The organism is uncultured Corynebacterium sp., assembly GCF_946998835.1.
Classification (GTDB): domain Bacteria; phylum Actinomycetota; class Actinomycetes; order Mycobacteriales; family Mycobacteriaceae; genus Corynebacterium.
Genome location: NZ_CAMQAZ010000010.1, coordinates 1 through 26,265, shown reverse-complemented (window position 1 = coordinate 26,265; position 26,265 = coordinate 1). Strand labels below are relative to the sequence as shown.

Annotated in this window: 23 protein-coding genes; 5 read left to right on the top strand and 18 right to left on the bottom strand. The window is 57.0% G+C overall.

Annotated elements, in window-relative coordinates; translation table 11 throughout:
* Positions 1–58: 58 nt before the first annotated feature.
* Positions 59–736, bottom strand: a complete 678-nt coding sequence (locus Q0U90_RS05010) for a hypothetical protein (protein WP_297452351.1) — start codon at positions 734–736, stop codon at positions 59–61.
* Positions 737–897: 161 nt separating this feature from the next.
* Here Q0U90_RS05010 and Q0U90_RS05005 point away from each other — a divergent pair, with 161 nt between their 5' ends.
* On the top strand, positions 898–2,259 hold the full coding sequence (locus tag Q0U90_RS05005; protein WP_297452350.1) for a DUF349 domain-containing protein: 1,362 nt from the start codon (positions 898–900) through the stop codon (positions 2,257–2,259).
* 94 nt (positions 2,260–2,353) lie between these two features.
* Here Q0U90_RS05005 and Q0U90_RS05000 read toward each other — a convergent pair whose 3' ends face one another.
* The 5 genes from Q0U90_RS05000 to Q0U90_RS04980 form a co-directional block, all read right to left on the bottom strand.
* Positions 2,354–3,118 (bottom strand): hypothetical protein, encoded by a 765-nt coding sequence (locus Q0U90_RS05000; RefSeq protein ID WP_297452348.1) that lies wholly within the window; start codon positions 3,116–3,118, stop codon positions 2,354–2,356.
* A complete protein-coding gene (gene miaB, locus Q0U90_RS04995) occupies positions 3,111–4,658 on the bottom strand; it encodes a tRNA (N6-isopentenyl adenosine(37)-C2)-methylthiotransferase MiaB (protein ID WP_297452346.1) in 1,548 nt (515 codons plus the stop codon). The genes Q0U90_RS05000 and miaB overlap by 8 nt, the downstream gene beginning before the upstream one ends.
* A 65-nt stretch (positions 4,659–4,723) precedes the next feature.
* Positions 4,724–5,332: a regulatory protein RecX gene (locus tag Q0U90_RS04990; protein ID WP_297452344.1), complete on the bottom strand. Its 609-nt coding sequence runs from the start codon at positions 5,330–5,332 to the stop codon at positions 4,724–4,726.
* Between the two features lie 43 nt (positions 5,333–5,375).
* Positions 5,376–6,479 (bottom strand): recombinase RecA, encoded by a 1,104-nt coding sequence (gene recA, locus Q0U90_RS04985; protein ID WP_297452342.1) that lies wholly within the window; start codon positions 6,477–6,479, stop codon positions 5,376–5,378.
* Positions 6,480–6,783: 304 nt separating this feature from the next.
* On the bottom strand, positions 6,784–6,990 hold the full coding sequence (locus Q0U90_RS04980; protein WP_297452340.1) for a DUF3046 domain-containing protein: 207 nt from the start codon (positions 6,988–6,990) through the stop codon (positions 6,784–6,786).
* Between the two features lie 106 nt (positions 6,991–7,096).
* Between Q0U90_RS04980 and Q0U90_RS04975 the strand changes: the two genes are divergently transcribed.
* The 3 genes from Q0U90_RS04975 to Q0U90_RS04965 are packed head-to-tail and all read left to right on the top strand — an operon-like array spanning position 7,097 to position 9,076.
* Positions 7,097–7,714 (top strand): biotin transporter BioY, encoded by a 618-nt coding sequence (locus Q0U90_RS04975; RefSeq protein ID WP_297452410.1) that lies wholly within the window; start codon positions 7,097–7,099, stop codon positions 7,712–7,714.
* 34 nt (positions 7,715–7,748) lie between these two features.
* Positions 7,749–8,456 carry an ABC transporter ATP-binding protein gene (locus tag Q0U90_RS04970; RefSeq protein WP_297452338.1) on the top strand — a complete coding sequence of 236 codons (708 nt, stop codon included), beginning with the start codon at positions 7,749–7,751 and terminating at the stop codon, positions 8,454–8,456.
* The gene (locus Q0U90_RS04965) at positions 8,456–9,076 is read left to right on the top strand and encodes an energy-coupling factor transporter transmembrane protein EcfT (RefSeq protein WP_297452337.1); all 621 of its coding nucleotides are present in this window, start codon (positions 8,456–8,458) and stop codon (positions 9,074–9,076) included. The genes Q0U90_RS04970 and Q0U90_RS04965 overlap by 1 nt, the downstream gene beginning before the upstream one ends.
* A 6-nt stretch (positions 9,077–9,082) precedes the next feature.
* Here the strand turns inward: Q0U90_RS04965 and Q0U90_RS04960 are convergent, their stop codons facing one another.
* From Q0U90_RS04960 to dapB, 11 genes are all read right to left on the bottom strand, one after another.
* Entirely contained in the window at positions 9,083–9,910 is an 828-nt protein-coding gene (locus Q0U90_RS04960; RefSeq protein ID WP_297452335.1) for a PspA/IM30 family protein, read from the bottom strand.
* Between the two features lie 141 nt (positions 9,911–10,051).
* Positions 10,052–10,369 carry a helix-turn-helix transcriptional regulator gene (locus Q0U90_RS04955; protein ID WP_297452409.1) on the bottom strand — a complete coding sequence of 106 codons (318 nt, stop codon included), beginning with the start codon at positions 10,367–10,369 and terminating at the stop codon, positions 10,052–10,054.
* A gap of 125 nt (positions 10,370–10,494) precedes the next feature.
* Positions 10,495–11,037, bottom strand: coding sequence for a nicotinamide-nucleotide amidohydrolase family protein (locus tag Q0U90_RS04950; RefSeq protein ID WP_297452333.1), 543 nt, complete (start codon positions 11,035–11,037; stop codon positions 10,495–10,497).
* 39 nt (positions 11,038–11,076) lie between these two features.
* Positions 11,077–11,643, bottom strand: a complete 567-nt coding sequence (gene pgsA / locus Q0U90_RS04945) for a CDP-diacylglycerol--glycerol-3-phosphate 3-phosphatidyltransferase (RefSeq protein WP_297452331.1) — start codon at positions 11,641–11,643, stop codon at positions 11,077–11,079.
* A gap of 59 nt (positions 11,644–11,702) precedes the next feature.
* Positions 11,703–12,809, bottom strand: coding sequence for a TerC family protein (locus tag Q0U90_RS04940; protein ID WP_297452329.1), 1,107 nt, complete (start codon positions 12,807–12,809; stop codon positions 11,703–11,705).
* Positions 12,810–13,043: 234 nt separating this feature from the next.
* Positions 13,044–16,352, bottom strand: coding sequence for a DNA translocase FtsK (locus Q0U90_RS04935; RefSeq protein WP_297452327.1), 3,309 nt, complete (start codon positions 16,350–16,352; stop codon positions 13,044–13,046).
* A 121-nt stretch (positions 16,353–16,473) separates the two neighbouring features.
* Positions 16,474–17,091, bottom strand: a complete 618-nt coding sequence (locus tag Q0U90_RS04930; RefSeq protein ID WP_297452324.1) for a TIGR03085 family metal-binding protein — start codon at positions 17,089–17,091, stop codon at positions 16,474–16,476.
* A gap of 88 nt (positions 17,092–17,179) precedes the next feature.
* A complete protein-coding gene (locus Q0U90_RS04925) occupies positions 17,180–19,243 on the bottom strand; it encodes a ribonuclease J (RefSeq protein ID WP_297452323.1) in 2,064 nt (687 codons plus the stop codon).
* The gene (dapA, locus tag Q0U90_RS04920) at positions 19,243–20,148 is read right to left on the bottom strand and encodes a 4-hydroxy-tetrahydrodipicolinate synthase (protein ID WP_297452321.1); all 906 of its coding nucleotides are present in this window, start codon (positions 20,146–20,148) and stop codon (positions 19,243–19,245) included. Before dapA ends, Q0U90_RS04925 begins: the two co-directional genes overlap by 1 nt.
* Positions 20,149–20,205: 57 nt before the next feature.
* Entirely contained in the window at positions 20,206–20,958 is a 753-nt protein-coding gene (gene thyX, locus Q0U90_RS04915; protein WP_297452319.1) for an FAD-dependent thymidylate synthase, read from the bottom strand.
* Positions 20,959–20,978: 20 nt separating this feature from the next.
* Positions 20,979–21,731, bottom strand: a complete 753-nt coding sequence (gene dapB, locus Q0U90_RS04910) for a 4-hydroxy-tetrahydrodipicolinate reductase (protein ID WP_297452316.1) — start codon at positions 21,729–21,731, stop codon at positions 20,979–20,981.
* Between the two features lie 266 nt (positions 21,732–21,997).
* On the opposite strand from dapB, the gene Q0U90_RS04905 reads away from it, so the two are divergent.
* Positions 21,998–23,386 carry an MDR family MFS transporter gene (locus Q0U90_RS04905; protein WP_297452314.1) on the top strand — a complete coding sequence of 463 codons (1,389 nt, stop codon included), beginning with the start codon at positions 21,998–22,000 and terminating at the stop codon, positions 23,384–23,386.
* An 81-nt stretch (positions 23,387–23,467) separates the two neighbouring features.
* On the opposite strand, the gene Q0U90_RS04900 is transcribed toward Q0U90_RS04905, so the two are convergent.
* Positions 23,468–25,735 carry a polyribonucleotide nucleotidyltransferase gene (locus Q0U90_RS04900; RefSeq protein ID WP_297452312.1) on the bottom strand — a complete coding sequence of 756 codons (2,268 nt, stop codon included), beginning with the start codon at positions 25,733–25,735 and terminating at the stop codon, positions 23,468–23,470.
* Between the last annotated feature and the right edge of the window lie 530 nt (positions 25,736–26,265).

The following is a 26,265-nucleotide window of genomic DNA, read 5'->3' as shown; positions in this document are numbered from 1 at the left end:
CTCGAAAGCCGTCACTACCTGCTTCACACTCCTGCACAAAACCTAAAACCGTGAGATCTTACTTCGCAACACATTGCCAGCTGGCCACGTGGTATCCGATTCCGTAGGGCGCGCCGTCATAGTACACACGCTTGACGACGGCCATTCCGGCCCCTACCAAGCATTCAGTAGCTCTGTTTAACTGCTGCCATAACTCCGCCGCGTACTCGCCAGGCGCTGGGAATTTTATGTTCTCCACGTTAGCGACGACGGCATCCTGCCCCGCAATCTTGCTGCACAGCGCATCAATCTCCACTGCACCAGCAATTGCGCCGACCGGGGAGTTGTCCGCAAGGCCAAACGCGCCGTCGACAAGCACGAGCACACACGTGTGACCGGCAGCGAGCGCCTCGACAATTGACTCGTAACACGTTGCCTGAACCATGGGGTCATAGTCTTCGATAAGCCAGCGCCCCAGGAGTTCCGGTAGTTCAGTGCCATTAGACACCGTAGTTTCCACCCCGTATGGGCGGAAGCTTCCCGGCGTGCTGGTCTCATGCGAGCTTTCACCCGGTGCCCTGCCTGTGATGATGGCGACCCCGCCGGGCGCCCCCTGTTCGTCATCGGACCACAGCGTCGCGACAGCCTCTCGGGCACACTGACGCAGTTCCGCGGCAATGGGGGCTAAACCGCCCAAGTCCTCGACGATGAGGAGCGCACGCGGAACGATCACAAGTCGGGGCAAACGCGAATTCACGCCCTCAACGCTACCGTGAGGGGCTAGCCACTGCCTTATTCCGGCGGGGTTACGCGCGCTGCGTAAGAATTTTTGGGATACTCGAACACATAACGCAAGTGTTTGATGGCAGCCGTGTCGCGCGGCAGTTCTGCATGAAGATTGGAAGAGGTTTACCTACTATGACCGGTACCAGCAATACTCCTAAGCCAGGTCCACGCCCGGGGCCACGTCCGGGTCCTCGACCAGGCGCAATGCCGGCTCATCGTAAAGCTCCTGGCGCTGCTGCGTCTGCAAGTTCACCAGCTGCGGCACATGCCGTCCACAATGATCCGAAGAAGTTTGGACGCATTGATGCAGACGGCACTGTCTGGCTAATCACCAATGCCGGTGAACGCAATATTGGTTCCTGGCAAGCCGGCACCGTGGAGGAAGGCTACGCCCACTACGGCAAGCGCTACGCAGATCTCGCCACTGAGGTCGAGCTGCTGGAGTCGCGCATTGTCTCCCACCCTCAGGAGGCCCAGACGATTTCTCATAATGCTGCCGAGCTGCGTGAGAGCCTCGCTACTGCCACTGTCCTCGGTGATATCGATGCGCTGGATAAGCGTCTTGCAGAGGTAATCTCCAACTCTCACGTCGCAGAGGAAAAAGTCGCTCACGATAGGGAAGAGCGTCGTAAGAAGGCGATTGCCCGTAAGGAAGAGTTGGCTGCAGAAGCCGAGGAACTAGCGGAGAACTCCACGGAGTGGAAGGTCGCCGGCGACCGTATCCGTGAAATCCTGACGGAATGGAAGCAGATTCGCGGCATCGACCGCAAGACTGATGACCAGCTCTGGCGCCGTTACTCCCGCGCACGCGATTCCTTCAACCGCCGCCGCGGTTCCCACTTTGCAGAGCTGGATCGTAATCGGGCTGCAGCCCGCCGCGCGAAGGAAGACATCATCGAGCGCGCCGAGGCGCTGAAGACCTCCACTGATTGGGGTGGCACGGCTGCCGCTTTCCGCGATTTGATGGCCGAGTGGAAGGCCGCTGGCCGCGCCCCTCGCGAGGTCGACGACAAGCTTTGGGCACAATTCAAGGCAGCTCAGGATGAGTTCTTTGGCGCTCGCAATGCAGTCAACGAAGCACGCGACAAGGAATTCGAAGCAAACGCGGCAGCTAAGGACGCGCTGCTGGCCGAGTATGACGACCGCATTGACCCGTCCAAGGGGCTCGAGCATGCCCGCACCGAGCTGCGTCATCTGCAGGAGAAGTGGGATGCCATCGGCTTCGTCCCCCGTGGCCGCGTGCGCGAGTACGAGAACCGAATTGGTGCACTGGAAAAGCGGGTGTCTGACGCAGCCGATTCGCAGTGGCGTCGCACCGACCCCGAAGCACAGGCTCGCGTCCAGCAGTTCGCCGACCGTGCAGCTGAGTTCGAAGAAAAAGCCGCCGAACTAGAGGCGAAGGGCAAGGCTTCTCAGGCAGCCAAGGCCCGCGAGCAGGCCGAGCAGTGGCGTCAGTGGGCAGAACAAGCCGCGGAGACGCTCAAGGAGCTCTAAAGCGAAACCCGAAAAATAGCGGCTATCTCCCCTGCTACGGGAGATAGCCGCTTTTATTTTCTCAATTAAGTAGTTTCCCTACTTGACCGCTGCCCTACTTGTCGCCAGCCTTCTCACTCTGGCCAGCACTTTGGTCAGTGGCACTTTGCTCGCTAGCACTCTGCGCACTACTGCCCAGCGCGCCGCGATTGCGTCGGCGGGCCCGGTCACGACGGTCGTCGACAACCGAAACATCCGTGGTCGTATTCGGAGTCAGACCCGAGCGCAAGTAAACCTGCTGGGCTCGCAATACCGGATCGATATCAGCGTGCTTGCGACGTTTCGTCGCGATTGCGAGCTGCTCCTTACTGCGTCGGAAAGCGATGAAAGTCACGGAGATAGCCAGCAGGAAACTGCAGAAGATGCCGATCATCAGGCCAAACGAAATACCCTCACCCGCCAGTTCCTGCGGACGAGACTGGCGCATCCAACCAGCGAAAACCGAATACACCATCTGGATACATGCAAAAAACCAGGTGACGAACGCGAGGATCGTCGTACGGGTAATCAGTGTTGCAATAGCCAGAAGGACACCCAGCACCACGAGAATAGAGTAAATTCGCTCCGGCCGTGTCGTGAAGTACTGATGCGCAACGTCCGTATCCAGCAGCACATCAAAGCCCAAAACAACGCCCGAGTGTGGGAGGAAGAAGCTGGTAATGAGACCGACGACGGCAATCATCATCGGGATTGCTGCACGACCTAGCTCCAGCTCACCAGCAGCCTTGCGCTCCTGAACCCGCAGTTCCTGCGCGGATTCCACTGACTGCGCGTTAGTGGAATCCATATCGCTTTCCGGCGAAGCCTTGTCGCTACTCACAGCCGCATCCCTCACTTACACTCGTTTTCTCCGGACGGCCAATCTTCGGCAAGCCCAGACCAACTCCAATCGGAGCAGTCGTCGGAATCTGACCGACCTCCACATTATCCCCCGCTTTAGTACGACGGTGTGTTAGCACGCCGGAGTCTGCAATGAGGAAGTGCGGGGCGGAGTCAGTCACGCGCACAGTCACGTAATCGCCCGGGCGAATTTTTCTGTCCACCACACCGTGTTCGCTTTCCGACGGGTTGAAGTGCACCAGGCGGCCATCCCGGCTCCGGCCTGACATACGATGCGTTTCCGCGTTCTTGCGGCCATCGGACTGACTGACCAGCAGCTCGACCTCACGGCCGACCAGCTTCGCATTCTCTTCCTCGGAAATGCGCTCCTGCAACGCCAGCAGGCGACCATAGCGGTCTTTCACGACCTCAGGTGGAACCTGGTCCGGCATCGTTGCGGCCGGTGTCCCCGGGCGTGGAGAGTACTGGAAGGTGAATGCCGAACTAAAACGCGCCTTTTCCACCACACTGAGAGTTTGCTGGAAGTCTTCTTCAGTCTCTCCCGGGAAGCCGACAATAATGTCTGTGGTGATAGCCGCATCTGGCATCTTTTCTCGAACCTTCTCCAAAATGCCAAGGAACTTCTTGGTGCGATAGGAGCGACGCATGTCTTTCAACACTCGGTCTGAACCGGACTGTAGCGGCATATGCAGTTGGTGGACCACGTTCGGAGTCTCCGCCATGGCATCGATGACATCATCGGTGAACTCGGCTGGGTGTGGAGAAGTAAAGCGCAGGCGCTCCAGGCCCTCAATCTGACCACATGCGCGCAGCAGCTTGGAAAAAGCCGAGCGGTCGCGCTCCATATCGGGATCGGCGAAGTTAACACCATAGGCGTTCACATTTTGGCCCAGGAGCGTGACATCAGTAACGCCCCGCTCCACCAGTGCTTGCACCTCTGCGAGAATGTCGCCGGGACGACGATCACGCTCCTTGCCACGCAGGCTGGGAACGATGCAGAACGTGCACGTGTTATTACACCCCACAGAAATACTGACCCAGCCTGCGTAAGTGGACTCACGCTTAGCTGGTAGCACTGAGGGAAATTCCTCCAACGCGTCCTTAATCTCAACTTCGGCACGTTCGTTGTGGGCAGCTCGCTCCAATAGCGCGGGCAGCGAACCCAAGTTATGAGTACCGAAGACCACGTCCACCCACGGGGCCTTCTTTACAACAACGTCCTTATCCTTCTGCGCCAAGCAGCCACCGACGGCGATCTGCATACCTGGGTGAGCATCCTTGACTGGCTTGAGCTGCCCCAACGTGCCATAGAGACGGTTGTCCGCATTTTCTCGAACGGCACACGTGTTGAAAACGACCAGGTCGGGATTTTCACCTTCTGCAGCGGCTACATAACCGTTTTCTTCCAGCAGGCCAGACAGACGCTCCGAGTCATGGACGTTCATCTGGCAACCGAAAGTACGTACCTCGTAGGTGCGAGGTACTGATTGCTGCTGAGAGTTCAAAGAAGGGGTAGTCACGGCAGTTTAGGTTAGCTGTTTGTAGCCCATTTCCCCAATTAGCATTGTCCACATAATTACTCCCTCTACTCCGCGTCGTCTTCGAGTTCCCTATACCGCTCTTCCAACTCATCCCGAGCGATACTCATGGACAACTCGGAGGAAAAGCCGCGACGAGCCAGCACGCCGACGACCTTGCGCAAATCCTTTTGTTTGGAATTGAAGTCCGGTGCTACTTCCTTAATGGTGGCTGCTTTCTTCGCAGCTAACTTTCGGGCGACTTCTTCTTCTGCGTTGTGCGTAATTTGCTCCAAGGCATCTGCCCGCAAGGAAGCCTCGATACCTTTTTCCTTCAGTTCTCGGTTCAGAACCATCTTCGATTTGCCGCGGCTGGCAAAGCGCTGGCGCACCCATTCAGTGGCAAAGAGCTCGTCATTAACCAATCCGCTTCGGGTTAAGTCATCAACGACTTCCTGAATCATCGAAGATGGGAACTCCTCGACTGCTTCCAGTCTTTCAACAAGTTCCTGGCGGGATCGCATTCGCTGATCGAGCAAGCGCAGCGCCTTAGCACGAATAGGAGCCTTGGATTCTTCGCGTCCCGCATCGTAGAGCGAGCTGCCATCAGCTTCCGCAATCTGCTGAGCAAGCTTTTCGATGGTCTCCCGCACATCGCGGCCGTTGCGATCCTCCACTGTCCTCACTTTTCATGTATCGCGGCACTGCGCTTTAGGCTAACTAGTCTTCCAAATCGTCGAAGTCGATATCAGGCACGACATCGACTGGGGCATCGATATCGGTCTCATCCTCGACTTCAGCGAACTCTCCGACCCCAAGCTTCTTCTTAATCTTGACTTCGATTTCCTTAGCAATCTCTGGATTCTCACGCAGGTGCATACGGGCCTTCTCCTTGCCCTGCCCCAACTGATCACCCTCATAGGTAAACCATGAGCCGGACTTCTTGACGATGCCGTTATCAACGCCCATGTCAATCAAAGAGCCCTCACGCGAAATACCCTCGCCATAGATGATGTCGAACTCTGCCTGCTTGAACGGCGGAGACACCTTGTTCTTGACAACCTTTAGACGCGTACGGTTACCCACCGCGTCCTGGCCATCCTTCAGCGTCTGAATTCGGCGCACATCACAGCGAACGGAAGCGTAGAACTTCAGCGCCTTACCACCCGTGGTGGTCTCTGGAGATCCGAACATGACGCCGATCTTTTCACGCAGCTGGTTAATGAAGATGGCAGTAGTGCCAGTGGTAGACAGCGCACCCGTCATCTTTCGTAGCGCCTGACTCATCAACCGCGCCTGCAGACCGACATGGGAATCACCCATTTCACCGTCAATTTCGGCCTTCGGCGTCAGAGCGGCCACCGAGTCAACAACGATGATGTCAATAGCGCCAGAGCGCACCAACATATCCGTAATCTCAAGCGCCTGCTCACCCGTATCCGGCTGGGACACTAGAAGGTTGTCCGTATCTACTCCAAGCTTGCGCGCATAGACCGGATCCAGTGCATGCTCCGCGTCAATAAAGGCGGCAATACCGCCCTGCCGCTGTGCCTCCGCAATAGCATGCAGCGCAACTGTGGTCTTACCAGAGGATTCCGGCCCGTAGATTTCTACGATACGACCGCGCGGGAAACCACCCAGACCCAAAGCCACGTCAATGGCGATATTGCCTGAGGGAATAACCTGAATTGGTGGACGGTTGTCATCTCCCAGGCGCATTACTGCACCCTTACCAAAGTCCTTCTCAATATTCGCCAGCGCTACATCAAGCGCCTTGAGGCGATCATTGCCCTGGTTAGAAGCCGTAGCCTTCTTACGAGCCATAGTTCGTTGTTCTTCCTCATTGTCATTGTCGCGTACGGTATCGGGTTCTGGAGCCGTACTCAGAGAATCTGTGTCCCGATTTTCATCCAAAACAGAAACTTCGCTCACACTTAGTTAGGCGCGAAATTAGCCGTTCTGGTTCCAAATTGGACCGCGACACCTCTGCTGTCGGTTACACCCGGAAGTTATACCGAATCTGACGGATTAACTTCATCAGCATGTTCGATAATATGCGAAACCCTGTTCGAATGGCAACGCCACGCAGCCAACGTCGGCAAGCATTCGTCGTCGCCGACGCCACGAGCTATTCGTCAGGACCGTACCAGCGGTCTTCAGGAACATCGTGTTCTTTACACAGGGCCCACCAGATGTCGCGAGGTTCTACCCCGGCTTCGAGCAGCTCGGCAGGTGTTTTACCGTAATCCATCAGCACGTGAGAATGCAGCAGCCACGGACCATGCTGAGGCCCAAATTCGTGTGTGACGAAATTGTGAAAGTCAGCCAATCGCATGAAACCAACGTACCAAGATAGCCATAGACGTTAACTAGCTGACGATCCTTTTTCGTTAACCACGACGTACACCCTCCTTGAACAGTGCTCAACTGTGGGGATTAAGATAAATCCTGTGAATAACTCCAAGGTGTATGACCTCACTATCATTGCCGCTTTTGCGGCGCTCATCATCGTGCTCGGCGGGATTGCTATTCCCGTTGGCGGCTTGGGCGTGCCAATCGTTCTACAGAACATGGGCATCGCACTTGCCGGCATGATTCTCGGATTCAAGCGTGGCGGTCTCGCCACTACCCTGTTCCTCGCCGTCGGTCTCGTAGGTGTCCCCAACATGGCGGGTTGGAAGCCACTGCTCGCAGCTCTTCCAGGCCCGACGGTCGGCTATATTTTCGGCTATCTCATCGCGGGCTTCGTCGTCGGCGCAATTGCACAACAAGCACCGCGAGCGAAGGGTGCGCGTATCGGCGTGTTTATTGGCGCAGGTCTCGTCGGCGTTTTGTTGCAGTACTTCTTCGGTTCTCTCGGCTTGGTCTGGCGCATGGGGCTCAGTTTCACCGATGCACTCGTCACCAATGTCCCGTTCATTTTCGGCGATGTCGCCAAGGTTGTCGTAGCAGCGCTCATCGCGACAGCTGTCCTGCAGGCCTTCCCGGATTTGCTTCCCGACGCTACCAATCGCAATCAAAATCGTCTCGTCAATGATGCAGCCAACACGGCCGCATAGCTGACAAACAGAGAAAAAGCTATTGAGTCAAACAATGCCCACCATCGCTTTTGACCGCGCTGCCGCAAACTACTCAGGCCGACAGATTCTGCACCCGACCACGCTGAGCCTCACCGAAAGACGTATCGGAATCATTGGTGAAAATGGTGGCGGTAAGTCCACGTTGGTACGGCTGATCAATGGCCTGGGCTCGGTGACTGGTGGCACCGTCACATATGACGGCATGAATGTCGCGAAGCAAGCTAAAGAGGTGCGCAAAAAGGTTGGTTTCATCTTCTCGGATGCCGACAACCAGATTGTTATGCCAACGGTCGCCGAGGATATTGCTTTTTCGCTGCGAAAGCGAAAGCTGCCGAAAGATGAGCGCGACCGACTGGTCCACGGGGCGCTTGAGCGTTTCGGGCTCGCAGACCATGCCGATACCTCGCCTCACTTGCTCTCTGGTGGGCAAAAGCAACTACTGGCACTGGCAGCCGTACTCATCCTTAATCCCTCAACAATCATCGCCGATGAGCCCACCACTCTCCTTGACCTGCGCAATCGGCTCCACATCCGAAACATTTTTGCGCAGCTTGAGCAGCAGCTCATAGTGGTCACCCACGATCTGGATTTCATCACAGATTTTGACCGCGTCATCCGCGTGAGCGCGGGCGAGATAGTCGACGATGGTGCCCCGGAGCCGGTCATTGACCGCTACGTCAGGGATATGACGCGAGCGGCACGTGCGGAAGAAGACCACTGATGATTCATCCGGCCAATGTCCCTCTGGGGCTTTATCTCAATCACGATTCGCCAGTTCATAGACTGCCGACATCTGCAAAGCTCATCACGGTCATCGCATTTTTGCTGTTGACTGGCATCTTCGTAAATGGCTGGATGGGCGGGGCAATGGCCGTGGGAACGGTTGCTCTCGCCTACGCCGTGGCCAAGGTTCCACCCAAGGTTGCCTTCCGACAGCTCCGTGGTGCCGTCATCATTTTGGTGCTACTGTCACTTCTGCTGTGGTGGCGTGCCGGCGGCGAACAAGCGCTGACAACCTTCCTCGCGCTTCTCGCGGCGATTGCAGCAGCAATCCTTTTGACGCTAACGACACGAGTCAGCGACATCATGGACACGCTGACCGCTGCCATGCGACCGTTCGAGCGCTTTGGGCTACCGGTCGACACCATTTCTCTCGCGCTCTCTTTGACTCTACGAATGATTCCGCTACAAGTCATGGCCGCCGCTGAAGTGCTAGAGGCCAGAAAAGCCCGCGGTGCCACCGGTTCAATTCTCGCGTTCGGAGTGCCCGTAGTCATCCGAACCATTAACCGCTCAAAGGCGATGGGTGATTCCCTCATCGCCCGCGGTGAGGGCGAATAGCGAAAACTAGTTGCCCTCGCGCAGCTGGCGCATGCGCTCAGCGACTGCCGGATCAACGTTGGAACCAGCGCCGCCCTCAATAGACTTCTGTGCTTCACCACCGGTGAGCTCGTTGCCGCCGTTCATCTCTGCGCGAATCTGCTCCAGTCGAGAGTGTCCAGCCAGCTGAACACCAGCAGCCTCAACCTCAGCCATACGTCCTTGAACGGAGTTCTGAGCCAGCTCTGCCTGGCCGAGAGCATTAGCGTAACGACGCTCGATCTTATCGCGGACCTGATCCAGGTTAGGAGTAGCACCTGAAGAAATCTGATTCATGGACTGCAGGGACTCGGACACTTTCTCCTGCATCTTTGCCTGCTCCAGCTGGCTGAGGAGCTTTGCCCGCTCTGCCACCTTCTGCTGAAGCTGCATGGAGTTACGCTCCACAGCCTTCTTCGCCTGAGCTGCCTGCTGCAATGACTGATCGTGCAGAGCTTTCAAATCTTCTACCGACTGCTCCGCAGTAACCAACTGAGCTGCGAAAGCCTCGGCGGCGTTCTCGTACTCAGTGGCCTTGGCGGTATCCCCCTCAGCACGAGCCTTGTCGGCCAACTGCAGTGCCTGGCGGGTATTACCCTGTAGCTTTTCGATCTCAGCGAGCTGTCGGTTGAGGCGCATCTCCAGCTGGCGCTGATTACCAATAACCGCTGCTGCCTGCTGCGATAGTTCCTGGTGCTGCCGCTGGGCATCCTCAATAGCCTGCTGAATCTGAACCTTCGGGTCAGCGTTTTCCTCAATCTTGGAATCAAAAGCGGCCATCAAGTAATTCCACAGCTTTACAAATGGATTAGCCATAGCGTTCCATACACCTTTCTAAATGCAACTACCTAAACGCAGGTCTGTGTCTATCGCGCAACCAATCTTAACTAAAGCCAAGCTTTTTCGGGCGCTAAGCACTGAGTAGGCGAAATAATTCCAGACACTTCAATTGGGTTCCTATATTGCCGCAAGCTCCGGGCTCGCCGCGTGGAGAGCCATTGCAGTCGCAGCCTCCATCATCAAATCCGATACCGTTACGCCGAGTGCCGCACATACCGATGCCAGCAGCTCAGAGGAAACCTCTTTACGACCGCGTTCAAGCTCAGACAGATATCCAGGGCTAATCGCCGCGTTTTCAGAAAGCTCTCGCAGAGTCTGTCCCGTGCGTGAGCGGATATCACGCAGCGTCTCCCCCAACGCTTCACGTAGAAGTGGCTCACGGGATTCCGGCTGCTCCGCTACGGCCACCCGCGCGGACTGCGCCGCGGCATCCATGGAAGCCTCCAACGCGGCAGCGCTATCTACCTCTGGGTAGCGAATGGTCATAAGTGCAGTATTGTTGGTCATCACTTTCTCTAACGTCTTAGAGGGCCGACCTGTTCCCAATTGTGAAAAGTTTTTTATTTAGTGTCGAGATTTTCCATCAACAATTCTAACGACAATGCCACTGCTTGACGACGAATCTCTGAGCGCGAACCATCTTTATTCACCGGCAGCTTCACAGCTGTTACCCCCTCTAGGTATGACGCTCCCGGTCGTTTCAGCCCACACCACACTTCCCCCACAGGATGCCCATCCTGCATAGTGGGGCCAGCTACTCCTGTCAGCGAAATGCCCCAGTCAGCCACTGCTTTATTTGCTACTCCGAGTGCCATATACCTCGCCGTCAATTCGGATACCGGACCATGTGTGGACAGGACATCCTTCGGCACGTCGGCAAGCAATGCTTTCGTATCGGTTGCGTACGTCACCACCCCGCCGCGGAGCACTGCGGACGCGCCTGGAACCGAGGCAACGGTGGCGCAAAAAAGACCTGCGGTCAGTGATTCGGCAGCGGCCAGAGTTTCACCTCGAACCGTGAGCGTGTGGATGAGTGCGCGCGAAACGCTATCGACGTCCTCAGCACTTCTCTCACCCTCGGCGAGGTGATTGACAGCACTCACAGCTTTATCCTTCCGCTCAAGCTTACTCTGAAGGCTCCTCTATGCCGCTTTTCGCGCATCTACGATGTACTGAATGCCGGTGCCAACGGTGACGATAATCGCCGCAATCATCACAATCCACGACGGCCAGTACAGCCAGGCCACTGGCATCAGGAACAGACCGACTGCCACAGATTGCAGCACCGTCTTAATCTTGCCCCCGCGCGATGCCGGCACTACACGGCCCTGGCGCAGCGCGAACATGCGCCAGACAGTGATGCCGCCCTCGCGAATCACGATAATGACAGTCACCCACCACGGCAGAATGCCGATGACATTCATTCCAATCAACGCGGCGAGCATCAAAGCCTTGTCGGCAATCGGATCGGCAATCTTGCCGAAGTCGGTAATGAGATTACGGCTGCGAGCCAGGTAACCATCCAGCTTGTCGGTCGCCATCAAAAGAGTGAATACGACAAACGACCACCAGCGCCAATTGGTGGCTTCGCCACCTTCCTGAAGAAGTACCCATAGAAACACCGGTACGCCGAGGATGCGAAGCACCGTTAGGAAATTAGGCAAGTTCCAATTGGAAACACGGCTTGTATCAGCACTTGGAGCAGTCACAGTTGTTACCTTATCTCACAATCACGTCCAGCTAACGCCCAGGGCTTACTCGAACCGACCTACGAATCATTAGCGCCGTTATCACCCGACGGCGGTGTCGCGCCAGCAGAGGTTGAAGAAGTGTGAGGGCCGCGGTCACCGTGGTTTCCATGGTCGTCGTGGTGAAGGCGAGGAAGGGCAATCGCACCCATGTTTTCATCGCGCTTGATTTTGAGCCAAGAAGCCAAGACCGTGACCACCAGGACGATAACAATGAATGCCAGCGACACCCAGGTCGATACCTCTGGCACAGACACGTTTTCACCACCGTTGATGAACGGCAGGTTATTTTCATGCAGAGCGTGCAGCAGCAGCTTCACGCCAATGAATGCCAGGATGACACCCAGGCCGTAGGCCAGGTAGACCAGTCGATCCAGCAGGCCGTCGAGCAGGAAGTACATCTGACGCAGACCCATGAGAGCCAGAGCGTTTGCAGTAAAGACAATGTAGGCCTCATCCGTCAGGCCATAGATTGCTGGGATGGAGTCGAACGCGAACATCACATCAATAAAGCCAATGGACACCAGCGCAATAGCCAGCGGAGTTAGCAAACGCTTGCCGTTTTGCTTGACTGTCAGCTTGTCCTCGTTGTAGTGATCCGAGATTGGAACCACGCGCCGCAACCACTGGATTAGCTTCATATCCGCCGGATCCGGTTCCGGCTTATCGACGGCTTCGTCGTACACCGTCTTGATAGCTGTGTAAATCAGGAAGATTGCAAACAGGTAGAAAACATCCGACCATTTCTCAATAACGGCGGCACCTGCCCAAATAAACAAACCTCGGAATACCAGCGCCATCGCGATACCGAACAGCAATACCTTTTGCTGGTATTGGCGTGGAATCTTGAATGCTCCGATAATCAGCGCGAAGACAAACAGGTTATCTACGCTGAGCGCTTTTTCGGTGATATAGCCCGAAAGAAACTCTATCCCTCGATGATGGTCCCAGAACAACCACACCATGCCACCGAAAATGAATGCCAGGACTACGTAGAAAGCGGTCCAGATTCCCGCTTCCTTCATAGTTGGGTTGTGCGGGGTACGAACGTGTGCATAGAAGTCAAAGGCGATGAAACCCATGACGACCACAATGGTGATAAGCCATACCGATGCGGGCACGTGCATAGTAAAAGACCTCCGGTCGTGCGAACATGAACCGGAGGTCTCTCCTGCTCCTGCCATAGTGACAGAAGTGACGGCACCGGGATTGGCTGAGCACGATGCGAGTCCGTGTCTCCAATCCGTGCTGACGATAACCGTCACGGATTAGCGGAAAATATCCGCTTTAACCGGGGATACTCCCCTCCACGTGTGCCGACTATACACGCCTAACAAACTCGGCGGTGAGCAGCTCCTGGTCTACGCCATGGACTGATTCGGATCAGCGTCGACGATGTTGACTTCTTCCTTCGGCGCATCTTCCGGGTTTGCCCCCTTGATCATCCACTGGATGGTTTCGAGCTCCTCTGGCTTGACCAGCACCTCACGTGCCTTGGAGCCTTCCGATGGCCCGACTACACCGCGAGTTTCCATGAGATCCATCAGTCGGCCAGCCTTGGCAAAGCCCACGCGCATTTTGCGCTGCAACATCGAGGTAGAACCGTGCTGTGCGGTGACCACCAATTCGACCGCTTGCAGCAGATCGTCTAGGTCATCACCGATATCGGGATCGATATTACGCTCAGCTTCAGCGTTCTTGTCCTCGGTGACACCTTCGGTGTAGTCCGGCTCGGCCTGTGCCTTAGCGGCATCGACGACTGCCTGAATTTCCTCATCAGTGACGAACGCACCCTGGAGACGTCGCGGCTTACCAGCCCCTTGTGGGATGAACAGCCCATCGCCCATACCAATCAGCTTTTCCGCGCCGCCCTGATCCAGGATGACGCGGGAGTCAGTCAGAGAGGAGGTCGCGAACGCCAATCGCGATGGCACGTTGGTCTTAATCAGACCTGTGACCACATCCACTGACGGGCGCTGCGTTGCCAGCACCAAGTGGATACCCGCTGCACGCGCCTTCTGGGTGATTCGCACAATCGCATCCTCGATATCGCGGGGTGCGGTCATCATCAAATCAGCCAACTCGTCGACGACGCAGACGATGTACGGGTACGGACGGTACTCGCGTTCTGAGCCGAGTGGTGTCGTGATCTCACCTGACTTGACCTTGCGGTTGAAGTCCTTGATGTGGCGAACACGCGCGGCCTTCATGTCCATGTAGCGCTGCTCCATCTCCTCAACCAGCCACTGCAGGGCCGCCGCGGCCTTCTTCGGTTGAGTGATGATTGGCGTAATCAGGTGCGGGATACCCTCGTACGGTGTCAGCTCCACCATCTTGGGGTCGACCAGAATCAGACGAACTTCCTCTGGGGTCGCGCGGGTCAGCAGCGACACCAGCATCGAATTGACGAATGCAGACTTACCCGAACCAGTCGAACCAGCAACGAGAAGATGCGGCATCTTCTGGATCGAGTGCGAGATAAATTCGCCCTCAATATCCTTGCCGAGGCCAATCAGCATTGGGTCATCGTTCGCAACGGTCTTCGGCGCGTTGAGTACGTCGGCAAGCCGAACCATCTCGCGGTCGTTATTTGGCACCTCAATACCGACCGCGGACTTACCCGGAATCGGGGTCAGTAGGCGGACATTGTCGGTCGCCACTGCGTAGGCGATGTTGGACTGCAGGTTCGTAATCTTCGAGACTTTCACGCCCGGGCCGAGCTCGACCTCATAGCGCGTCACCGTTGGGCCGCGCGAGAAACCGGTCACCGCTGCATCGACCTTGAATTCTGCGAATACGTCTGTAATCGCTTCAATCATGCGGTCGTTCGTGGCCGTGCGCGTCTTCGGGCGCTCACCTGGGATCAACAAGTTGATCGACGGCAGGTGGTAGTCAGATTCCGGTGTGCGTGCCGACGGACCGGAAGCACCCTCAGTCCCCTTTTCCAATTCGGACTTCGGGGTTGTCGCCGGGATTTTGGAGGCATCGATACCAGAGCGAGCGGCAATGGCATCCATCGTTCGGCGGGTGGCCTCAGAAACCGCATCCCGCGAATGGTCGACAGGGTCGGCAGGAGCAGCAGGAGCCTCTTCCTGGGGCGCATCTTTCTCTTCTACAGCTTCAGGCTGCACAGAGTGCCGCTCAGAGACTCGCGGTTCGGATGCTCGAGCGCGTTGACTAGAGCTTGCTGCCGCGGCTTCCTGCGTCGGGTACTCAGAGTACTCGTCGTAGTCCTGGCTAGCCCCGCGGTGGGTTGCACCTCCGACTGCTGGAATAGTCGATTCCGTCTCTGCGGTATCCCGATGGACGGCATCCGATTGAGTTTCCTCAACGTACTCAGCTGCTGGAAACTCCGGCTCCGCAGCGGCAGTTCGTTCGGGGCGCTGAGCCCTGTTGCGGACCTCAAACACCGTGGTATCTGCAGAGTCGTAATCGACATCCTCGACCTGTCGGGAGGGCTGTGGAGCCTGCCGGGATGCCCGTGGACTATCGGCCAGAAGATCGTAGAGGTTGCCCTCGGCATCCGACTCGTCGTAAGCCGTAGGAGAAGTTCGTCGAGCTTCAGGCTCTCGGCGTGGTGCTCGATAGGTCGATTGATAAGTCGAACGGGACGGAGACTGCCGTGAGCGATTGCCGCGGGTGGGACGACGTTCGATCAGTTGCGTCGGCTGATCAAAGTCCTCATCCGCATAATCGGAATCGCCGCCCCACCCCGCACGACGCTCCAGCATGTCATCGACATCACCGTAGGGATCATCCGATTCGAGTTCCTCATCGCCACGACGCGAAGACCATTCAGAGAAGTTGAAGTACTCCTTGGTGGCATCGATAAGCTGGCGCACCGTCGCCCCAGAAAGCACCAAAGCACCGTAGAACACAATTCCCAGCAGCAGAATTACTGCTACCCAAGAAGTAAATCCAGCGGCTAGCGGTGAACCGACATACCCACCGATTGCGCCACCGGCTGCACGGCGTCCCTCCCAATCCGACGGCCTACCGGAACCGATATGCATAATCGCAAGCAAACCAACCACAATCAGCGATGCGCCGGTTACGGTTGGAGCCAGACGCTCACGACGTGGCGTGGCACCCAGCATCATCAGCACGGAAATAATTCCGAGTAGCACTGGAAGCACAAATGCACCGATACCAATTAACGTGCGAACTGCAGTTTCGATGAACTCGCCAACGGGGCCCGCGAGGTGGAACCACGTCGATCCTGCGAGCACGATTGCCAATGCCAGAACGAGTAGCGCTACGCCATCCTTCGAGCCCGGCTCACCACTCTCGTCGAGTTCTCCATCGAACTCATTAGCGGGTGCCGAAGCGGGCGGCGGCGTTTCAATTACGTCGTCGTAGCCACTGGCTGCTTTACGACGCTTCCTGCGGGGCTTCGTCGAAAAATCGGCGTCACTTTCGCGCCGCGACATATTCTCCTCTTCATCCTGCTTGCTATTGCGACCACCTACCCGACGGGCAAGACCGGCCACGCCTCGGGCAGTTTCAGTCCAGGCGTTGGCTAGGCTCTTGCCTACGAACGACATCGCGCTAGGCGTGCGCTCGAATTCCTCCGTGGCATTATGCACGGGATATCGACGCGTGGCATCTGTATCCGCAGAGCGGGACGATGCCCGACGATTGTCGGTTCTGGTTCGGCTGGTCGCAGACATGACCAATACCTTACAGCTAACACCGGATCGTTTTCACATTAGTCACATGCGTGTCATTGTTTAACAGTCAGGTAGTTGACGTCAGATAGTGGAGGCCATTTTCAGAACCGAAAGGGCACCATTAAATACTGTTGCGCTTGATGCCCGATTCGTCGCCGTCGATAGTGATACGCACCTGGTCTCGGCCGTAGAGCCACAGCACAAGTTCACCGACACTTCCACGCACGGTCACAACCGGAGCACCCTTGGCACTGTTATCGATTGGGGTCACCGCAACTCCGTCGTCACGCATGAGCACTACGGTCGATGTCGAACCCCGCAGCATCATACGGCCGGCAGTAGTGACAAGACGCCACAGGTCCGAATTCCCGGACGGGGGCAGCTGACGAACTGTCCAACCATCCTGCGCCCGGCGAACGTCCTCATGGTGGACGAAGTTCTCCGCAGCATTGACGTAGCGGTCTGCCCAGTTCATTGGGTTCCACTTCGGAGCACCACTGCCCCACTTCCCCACCACTTCTACGTAGGGCATCCGGTTGACTTCGGAGGTCACGTCATCGAGGCGAGCGGACAGCGCCTTGACGAACATCCCACCGGCGGCATCCGGACGGTTTTCACGGATATAGAGGTGATTAGCCAGATCTCGAGTTGTCCAGCCTTCGCACAGGGTCGGCGCGTCGGGCCCGACGCTGAGTAGTAGATTGGCCAGGTCTTCACGTTCCCGTTCTGCAAAAGTCATGGCTCCAGCCTAGACCAGAAACGAATAAGCCCGCATCCACACCGTTTTCGTGGATACGGGCTCTTACGCTTACTGATACTGTCGCTGGTTAAATGCTTTCGCGCGACTCCTTGATTTCCTCGTCCGTAACCTCTTCGGCTGCCTCGGAGGACATCGGAACGATAGTTGGGACAATCATCGGGCTGCGGCGCCACTTCTGGTTAATGACGCGCTCGGTGCGACGCCGAACTTCCTGCGCCATGCGGTACGGGTTGTTCTCGCCGCTGCCCGCCAGGTCAAAGAGCGTATCGTCAACAACCTGCTCGACAGTTTCGAGTACTTCCTTCGAATCATCAGAGTAACCGCGAGCCTGAGCCTTCGGCTTCTCCAACGGACGACCAGTACGGTTATCGATGACCGCGGTGACGGTAATGAGTCCGCCTTCGCGCATTTCAGCGCGGTCTGCCAGAACATCGGCATCGACATCGCCCATGGTGACACCATCGACATAGAGATTACCGACTGGCACCTGACCGACGACACGCGCACGGCCATCAACTAGGTCGACAACGACACCGTTCTGGGCCAGGACGACATTCTCCGGCTTCACACCGGTAGACACAGCTAGTTCCTTGTTGGCACGAATGTGGCGCCACTCACCGTGAATTGGCATGACATTCGACGGACGTGCTGCGTTGTAGAGGAACAGCAGCTCGCCGGCGAAACCGTGGCCAGAGGTGTGAACCTTGGCATCCTTACCAGTAATAACGGTGGCACCAATCTGGGCCAGCATGTTGATAACGCCGAAGACTGCTTCCTCGTTACCCGGAACCAGCGAAGAGCTGAGAATAATCAGGTCACCATCACGGACCGTAATCTGACGGTGCTCACGGCGGGCCATACGAGACAGCGCAGCCATTGGCTCACCCTGCGTACCCGTGGTCACCAGCACGACCTTGTGCGGAGCCATGCGTGCGGCCTCGTTCATCTCCACAATGGTATTTTCCGGAGCGCTCAGTAGACCCAACTCCTGGGCGATTCGCATGTTACGAATCATGGAGCGACCATTGAACGCGACCTTACGGCCAGCCTTGACAGCTGCATCGATGACGGCCTGGACACGGTAGACATTGGATGCGAAGGCTGCAACGATAACACGCTGCTTAGCATCCATAATCAGGCGCCGCAGAGTCGGAGCCAACTCCGCCTCGGAACCGGAGAAGCCCGGGATGGTGGCGTTTGTGGACTCACAGAGGAACAGGTCAATGCCCTCGTCACCGTAGCGACTGAGTGCCGGCAGGTCAGTAGGCTTTCCGTCCGGTGGCGTCTGGTCCATCTTCACGTCACCGGTGTGCACCACCATGCCCGCACCAGTCTTAATGACGATGCCGAGGCACTCTGGGATGGAGTGGTTGACGTTGAAGAACCGCAGGTCGAACGGGCCACGCTGGATATGGCTGGTGTCGTTGACCTCGATAACCTTCGGACGCTGACGGTGCTCCTGAGTCTTGGCCTGAATCAGAGCCAGAGTGAAACGAGAAGCAATAATCGGAATGTCCGCGCGCTGCTTCAACAGCCACGGGATAGCACCGATGTGGTCCTCGTGCCCGTGGGTGACCACGAGAGCTTCCACGCGATCCCACTTGTCCTCCATGTAGGAGAAGTCCGGCAGAATCAGGTCGACGCCCGGCTCATCGGAGCTCGGGAACAACACACCACAGTCGACGATAATCAGGCGGTTCTTGTACTCCAGCACAGTCATGTTGCGACCGATTTCGGAGATACCGCCGAGCGCGACCACGCGCAGGCCATCCTTCGGAGCCTTTGGCGGTGCAGGTAGGCGCTGAGTCAAGTCTGCACCCTGCATCGACTGCACAACGTTACGACGGTTGCCGCCGCGTCCACCACGGCCGCCGCGAGAATTATTTCCTCGGTTACCGCCACGTCCACCACGACCACCACGGGATCCGCGGTTGGACGAGTTGGAAGAGTTAGACGAACTCTGGGACTTCTTACCGTTACCGGAGTTCTTACGATTACCCGAACGGTCCGAGCGCTCAGAACGCTGCGAGGACTTCGAGTTATTGGACTGCTCTGCTGCAGCCACGTCGGACTCAGAAGGTGGGCCTGCCTTACGAGTCACTTTGCGAGCACGATTGCGACTTTCAGCCACTACAGAACACCTGCCTTCCGCATAGCTGCTTCAAGCACCTCAAGTTGCTGGTCATTTGCTGCAATTTGCGGCAAGCGAGGATCTCCTATCTCAATGCCCTGCAAACGCAGAGCGGATTTAGCAAAACTTACACCGCCAAGCGCAGCCTGAGCTGCAAACAGCGGAGTCATCTTCGCGTGGGCCGCCTGCGCACCAGCCAGGTCACCCTTGTCAAAGCAAGAGCGCACCTCAGCCAACAGCTGCGGGGCTGCATGTCCAATAACGGAAATGAAACCGGTGGCGCCAATCGACAGCCACGGCAGGTTCAGTACGTCGTCACCGGAGTACCACGCCAAATCAGTATTAGCAATAATGCCGGCGGCAGCTCCCAGGTCACCCTTGGCGTCCTTTACAGCCTGGATGCGCGGGTGCTCCGCCAACCGGTAAATGGTATCAACTTCAATCGGAATAACCGAACGCGGCGGAATGTCGTAGAGACACACCGGCGCATCAGTAGCGTCAGCCACCGCCGTAAAGTGGCGGTACAGACCCTCCTGAGAAGGCTTGGAGTAGTACGGCGTGACGACGAGCAGCGAATCCGCGCCCGCCTCCACAGAAGCCTTTGCCAACTCAATGGAACTAGCCGTGTTGTTGGTGCCGGCACCAGCCATGAGCTTGACCTTGTCACCCAGCTCTGCGCGGACGGCACGGAGAAGCTCAAGCTTTTCCTCAACGGTCGTGGTCGGCGATTCACCTGTAGTACCGGCCAGGATGAGGGCATCGCAGCCGCCGTCTACCAGATGGCCGGCAAGGCGTACACCCGCCTCGACATCGAGGTTTCCATCCTTATCAAAAGGGGTCACCATAGCTACGGCGACGGTGCCGAAAATGTCGGCACCGCGTGTTGACGCAATTCCTGTGCTCATTGTTGACTACCTTTTCCTAAAATTTCAATCGACTATATCTTCACACTGTACGTGCGATTATCCTTCGAAGGCGTAAGGACTCGATGCAACGACCGATCCATCCCTCAGAGTGCTGATCTCAAAATCCCCAAAAGCCACAGGCGCGCAGCGCTGTAGCTCTCTCAGACAAGCCACTGCTAACTCACGAATTTCGGCATCGGCGTGCTCGGTTGCACGCATTGAAATGAAGTGTCGCCAGGAGCGGAAGTTACCGGTAACCACGATTCGGGTCTCAGTGGCATTCGGCAGAACTGCCCGCGCCGCCTGGCGTGCCTGCTTACGCCGCAAGATGGCGTTGGGCTCGTCAGCCCACTTCTCTTCCAGCGCGTCTAGTAATTCACCATAGGCGAACCGGGACTGATCGACGGCACTTTCAAAAACTCGCAGCAGCTCCGGGTCCTCCGCGATTGCGGGCGGTACCACGACATTGTTGGAGCTGGCCGGCACAAAGCGCTGCGACAACTGGGAGAAGGAAAAATGACGATGCCGTGTGAGTTCGTGTGCACACGAGCGGGATAGACCGCGGACATAGATGCTTGCACTGGCGTGCTCAAACAATGAGGTGTGCCCCACCTCGAGCACATGCCGCAGGTAGCCCCTGTTCGTCGCAGTCCGAGGATTGGGCTTGTCCCACGTTTCATAACAAGCTCTTCCGGAGAACTCAATCAATGCCTCCCCACCATCGGCATCGGTATCAAAGTCGATATCCTCAGGTGGGAAGAAATTAGTCGCTGCAATCAGCTGCGCCTTGAGAGTGACGTTTTCAGACATTTTCAACTAACCCCTGGACGTTACAGTCCCAGGAACGGCTCCAGACCCACAGTCAGACCCGGGAAATCCTCAATCTTGCGCACACCCAACAGCACACCCGGCACGAAACTGGTGCGCGAGTAAGAGTCCTGCTTAATAGTCAGCGACTGTCCTTCGGCACCGAAGATAACAGTCTCGTGTGCCACCGAACCGGTCATGCGCACCGCGTGCACCGGAATGCCCTCAACATCGGCACCGCGAGCACCATCCAGAGTCTGCTCAGTGGCATCTGGCTGTTCCCCCATGCCGGCTTCTTTGCGCGCACGCGCAATTGCCTCAGCGGTGTGGATAGCGGTGCCGGAGGGAGCATCCTTCTTAAACGGGTGGTGCATTTCGATGACTTCAGCGGAATCGAAGTACGGAGCGGCCAGCTCTGCCATCTTCATGGTCAAAACAGCGGAGATTGCGAAGTTCGGTGCAATGAGAACATTCGCATCACCGTCGGCGTCGTCAAGCCAACGCTGCACCTGCTCGAGGCGCTCCTTAGTAAAGCCCGTGGTACCCACGACGGCGTTGATGCCATTTTTAATGCAGAACTCAAGATTGCCCATAACGGAATCAGGCTGAGTAAAATCAACGATAGTCTGGACACCAGCGGTGACAAGCTCATTCAGGTCATCGCCAAAATCAAGCCCCACTGCCAGCTCCAAATCGTCGGCGGCTCCAACTGCCTCGCAAATGGTGGATCCTACCTTGCCCTTAGCACCGAGTACGCCGACCTTGATGTTGCTCACAGCTCTCTTGTCCTTTCCCAACGGGTTTATCTTCTTCCCTTACCTTAGAATGTGTTGGGCATCTTGTGTGCCAATGCCCCCGTCGGCTTTGCCGTTTTATCGGCTTTCGACGGGGATTTTCTTGCGCAAAACCGCATTATCTTCGAAAATCAATTATTTCAATAACGCTATCTAGAAAGAGGCTTCTCTTGGTTTCTGAATCTGAAGATTCCGAATTCAGCCCAAGCTCGGAAGCACCACAGGCCAAAGCGCCGAAAAACGCTTACATGGCCATTTACGTGCTACTAGCTGCGGCTTTTATGGCCATCTTGAATGAGACGGTCATGAGCGTCGCAATTCCCGTCGTCAAGGCGGATCTTAACATCAGCGCAGCTACTGCCGGCTGGCTGACGACCTCCTTCCTGCTGACCATGGCGGTCATCATTCCGATTACCGGTTTTCTCATTGCGTCAGTGCGCTTCCGCACTCTTTTCGCGGTCAGTCAGGGACTGTTCGTCGTGGGCACGCTCATCGGTGCCTTCGCGCCAAACTTTGCGGTTGTGCTGCTCGCCCGCGTTGTGCAGGCTTCCGGCACCGCAGTGCTGCTGCCACTGCTGATGACCACGGTGCTCAACGTAGTACCGGAACATGAGCGCGGGCGAATGATGGGACGAATGAGCGTGGTCATCGCTGTCGCGCCTGCTATTGGCCCCACCGTCTCCGGCCTAATTCTGGAGATCGCAAACAACAATTGGCACGCGCTTTTTGACACGATGCTGCCGCTCGGCCTTCTTGTACTGGTGGTTGGTGTCATTCTCGTGCCCAACATCGAAGAGAACTCCTCCAAGCCCATCGATATCCTCGCGGTATTCCTCAGCGCCGGCGCATTCGGTCCACTGGTCTATGCACTAAGCCGGGTGGGCGCGGAATTTTCGCTTATCGACGGAATCCTCTGCGTAGCCGGCATCGTGCTGCTGATGTTCTTCATCATGCGTCAGCACCGCTTGGCACCGCGAAACCGAGCTCTGCTGGACCTTCGGACCTTCCGCACCAAGAGCTTCAGGCTGTCCACAATTATTTTGACTATCGGCTTCATGCTGATGTTCGGTGTAATCATCATCCTGCCGCTCTACCTCAACCTGCGCGGTGTTGATGTCAAGACCATCGGCCTAATTGTGATGCCCGGCCCGCTCGTCATGGGGCTTATGGGGCCGACTGTTGGCCGCCTCTTTGATAAGTACGGTCCCCGTCCATTGGCAATTCCGGGCTCCGTCGTACTTGCGCTTGGCCTCTTCGGGCTCGGCTTCATCTCGGCATCCACTCCGCTGTGGTGGATTGTCGCCTGCCACATCGTCTTTGAGATTGGCCTGGGGCTGCTGTTTACTCCACTGTTCACTTTCGGTCTCGGGGAGCTCCCCAAGAATCTCTACCCGGATGGTTCCGCAATCATGAACACGCTGCAGCAGGTGGCGGGTGCTGTTGGTACTGCACTGTTTGTCGCACTATCAGCTGTCATTGCCGCAGGTCTGTCCGGCAGCGGTGCAGCAACTCCGGCTGCTGACGACGTTATTCGCGGCTATGGCTTTGCGATGTTCACCGCTGCGGGCCTTGGCCTCGTGCTGGTCTTCCTGACCACACTGCTCAACCCTCAGCGCAAGAAGTTCGAACTGCAGTAGTTTCTAAGCTTTGAGCCAAACAAAAAGCGGCTAGGCGTAGTGCCTAGCCGCTTTTCTCTACCTACTGTCTACGACAGCCGGTTAGTCATCCTCGACCGGAACCAGCGAAATCTTGCCGCGGTTGTCGATGTCAGCGATTTCGACCTGAATCTTGTCGCCGACGTTGATAACATCCTCCACCTTCTCGATGCGCTTGTCGCCACCGAGCTTGGAAATGTGAATCAGACCATCGCGGCCCGGAGTCAGGGAGACGAATGCGCCGAAGGCGACAGTCTTTACGACAGTACCCAGGTAACGCTCACCGACCTTAGGCAGCTGCGGGTTCGCAATCGCGTTAATCTGCTCGATTGCAGCATCTGCGGCCTTACCGGACGTTGCCGAAACAAACACGGTGCCGTCGTCCTCGATGGAGATATCAGCGCCGGTTTCCTCGGTGATGCCGTTGATGGTCTTGCCCTTCGGGCCAATGAGCTCACCAATCTTGGACGCCGGCACCTTGACGGTGGTGATCTTCGGGGCGAGGCCGCTCATCTCATCCGGGGACTCAATGACCTCTGCCATCGTGGAGAGGATGGCCAGACGCGCGTCACGAGCCTGGGACAGAGCGTCGGCCAGCACCTTCGACGGAATGCCGTCGAGCTTGGTGTCCAGCTGCAGTGCGGTAATGAAGTCCGCAGTACCAGCGACCTTGAAGTCCATGTCGCCGAACGCGTCTTCGGCACCAAGGATGTCGGTCAGCGCGACGAAGCGGTTTTCACCGTCAATCTCGCCGGAGACCAGGCCCATGGCGATACCGGCAACCGGAGCCTTCAGCGGCACACCGGCGTTGTACAGCGACAGGGTCGAAGCACAGACCGAGCCCATGGAGGTCGACCCATTGGAGCCGAGAGCCTCAGAGACCTGGCGAATGGTGTACGGGAACTCCTCGCGGGACGGGACGACCGGCAGCAGAGCGCGCTCAGCCAGCGCACCGTGGCCAATCTCGCGGCGCTTCGGGGAACCGACGCGACCGGTCTCACCGGTGGAGTACGGCGGGAAGTTGTAGTGGTGGATGTAGCGCTTAGAGGTAACCGGAGTCAGCGAGTCAATCTGCTGCTCCATCTTCAGCATGTCCAAAGTGGTGACACCCAGAATCTGGGTCTCGCCGCGCTCAAACAGCGAGGAGCCGTGTGCGCGCGGAATCAGGCCGACCTCAACACCCAGGTCACGGATGTCTGTGACACCGCGGCCGTCAATACGGAAGCCCTCGGCCAGAATCTTCTCACGGACGATCTGCTTCATCACTGCATTGTAGGCAGCGCGAATCTGCTTGGAAGCAGCCTGCTCGTCAACATCGTCAGAGACGAAGCGCTCCAACAGTTGCCCCTCGACATCCTCCATGTACTCGTTGGTGGCGTCATCGCGTTCCTGCTTACCCGGGATGGTAAGCAGCTTGGCCAGCTTCTTAGCGGACTTCTTCTCGACAGCAGTGAAAACCTCATCGCTGTACGCCGGGAACAGCGGGAACTCCTGGGTTTCCTTCGCTGCGCGCTCAGCCAGGCCCTTCTGTGCCTCGCACAGAACCTTGATGTGCGGCTTGGCAGCCTCCAGACCAGCGGCGACGATGTCTTCAGTCGGTGCCGGTGCGCCGTCAGCAACACGCTTAACGACGGTCTCCCCTGCCCCGGCCTCCACCATCATGATGGCGACATCTTCGACGTTCTTGCCACGGCGCTTGCGGGTGACGATACGACCTGCGACGACCATCTCGAACAGAGCCTGTTCATGCTGCTCTTCGGTCGGGAAAGCGACCCATGCGCCCTCCGGATGTTTGTCATCGGCGATAAGCGCAATGCGGACACCACCGACAGCACCGGAAACCGGCAGGCCGGAAAGCTGAGTTGCGGCCGATGCACCGTTGATAGCCACGACGTCGTAGCGATCCTTCGGATCCCAGGACATGACGGTGACGACAACCTGAACCTCGTTGCGCAAGCCCTTGACGAAGGTCGGGCGCAGCGGGCGGTCAATCAGACGACATGCCAGGATGGCGTCAGTGGACGGGCGTCCTTCACGACGGAAGAACGAACCCGGAATCTTGCCCGCGGCGTACATACGCTCTTCAACGTCGACGGTCAGCGGGAAGAAATCAAAGCCCTCGCGGGGCTGGTTGGAAGCGGTGACGGTGGACAGGAGCATGGTCTCCTCGTCCAAGTACGTAGTCACTGAACCATCGGCCTGACGAGCCAGCTGGCCCGTTTCAAAGCGGATGGTGCGGGTGCCGAAATCACCATTGTCGATGGTGGCAACGGCCTCGGTAATACCGAAATCCTCATCAAAGAAAAATTCAACAGCCTTGCTGTTGGCCATAGGTTATTACTCCTAGAACTAGCGGCGATCATCGATGTCGCCTGAAAAAGGTCGAATGAACTTTGTTTGCGTCCCGCATTCTACCAGCTAACACGGAAAGTTCTCGTATTGGACGGATCGGAGACCTCTCACTGCCATCTGGGTTTTTGCACCTACGCGGGGTTCTAGGAGTTTGCGGAGCGGGGGCACTTATCGATGACTTCTCTTCACTCATCGGTGGATTACCGTGTCTTGTCGAAGGTGCCCCGGCACTTATGCGCACGCTGTCGATCAGCCCCTCCACATGTCGATGAGGTATTCACTTGTGGCCACGCTACAGCGCATCGATGAGTGAATACCACAACGACAAGTGACCAAAAAGACCCGCCGTGAGCTTCCATCCAATGGAAACCCAAACGGCGGGTCTAAAAGCTTAAAAGCCTTGAATTAACAGAGCAACTTACACCAATGAAGCTCTGACAAACAGGACCTTAAGGGGTTAAGGCTCAAAAAGTGTGTCTGGCTCGGCGTGTCGCTGGGGTTAGATGTGG

Bases quoted from the DNA above. Each gene is read 5' to 3' on its own strand.
- Q0U90_RS04970 (WP_297452338.1), top strand. From the start codon at position 7,749: ATGCCCACCATCGCTTTTGACCGCGCTGCCGCAAACTACTCAGGCCGA.
- Q0U90_RS04900 (WP_297452312.1), bottom strand. From the start codon at position 25,735: ATGGCCAACAGCAAGGCTGTTGAATTTTTCTTTGATGAGGATTTCGGT.
- recA (WP_297452342.1), bottom strand. From the start codon at position 6,479: ATGGCTCGTAAGAAGGCTACGGCTTCTAACCAGGGCAATGATCGCCTC.
- Q0U90_RS04960 (WP_297452335.1), bottom strand. From the start codon at position 9,910: ATGGCTAATCCATTTGTAAAGCTGTGGAATTACTTGATGGCCGCTTTT.
- dapA (WP_297452321.1), bottom strand. From the start codon at position 20,148: ATGAGCACAGGAATTGCGTCAACACGCGGTGCCGACATTTTCGGCACC.
- Q0U90_RS04980 (WP_297452340.1), bottom strand. From the start codon at position 6,990: ATGCGATTGGCTGACTTTCACAATTTCGTCACACACGAATTTGGGCCT.
- Q0U90_RS04940 (WP_297452329.1), bottom strand. From the start codon at position 12,809: ATGCACGTGCCCGCATCGGTATGGCTTATCACCATTGTGGTCGTCATG.
- Q0U90_RS04965 (WP_297452337.1), top strand. From the start codon at position 8,456: ATGATTCATCCGGCCAATGTCCCTCTGGGGCTTTATCTCAATCACGAT.
- thyX (WP_297452319.1), bottom strand. From the start codon at position 20,958: ATGTCTGAAAACGTCACTCTCAAGGCGCAGCTGATTGCAGCGACTAAT.
- Q0U90_RS04905 (WP_297452314.1), top strand. From the start codon at position 21,998: ATGGCCATTTACGTGCTACTAGCTGCGGCTTTTATGGCCATCTTGAAT.
- Q0U90_RS04935 (WP_297452327.1), bottom strand. From the start codon at position 16,352: ATGTCTGCGACCAGCCGAACCAGAACCGACAATCGTCGGGCATCGTCC.
- Q0U90_RS04930 (WP_297452324.1), bottom strand. From the start codon at position 17,091: ATGACTTTTGCAGAACGGGAACGTGAAGACCTGGCCAATCTACTACTC.
- Q0U90_RS04955 (WP_297452409.1), bottom strand. From the start codon at position 10,369: ATGGATGCCGCGGCGCAGTCCGCGCGGGTGGCCGTAGCGGAGCAGCCG.
- Q0U90_RS05005 (WP_297452350.1), top strand. From the start codon at position 898: ATGACCGGTACCAGCAATACTCCTAAGCCAGGTCCACGCCCGGGGCCA.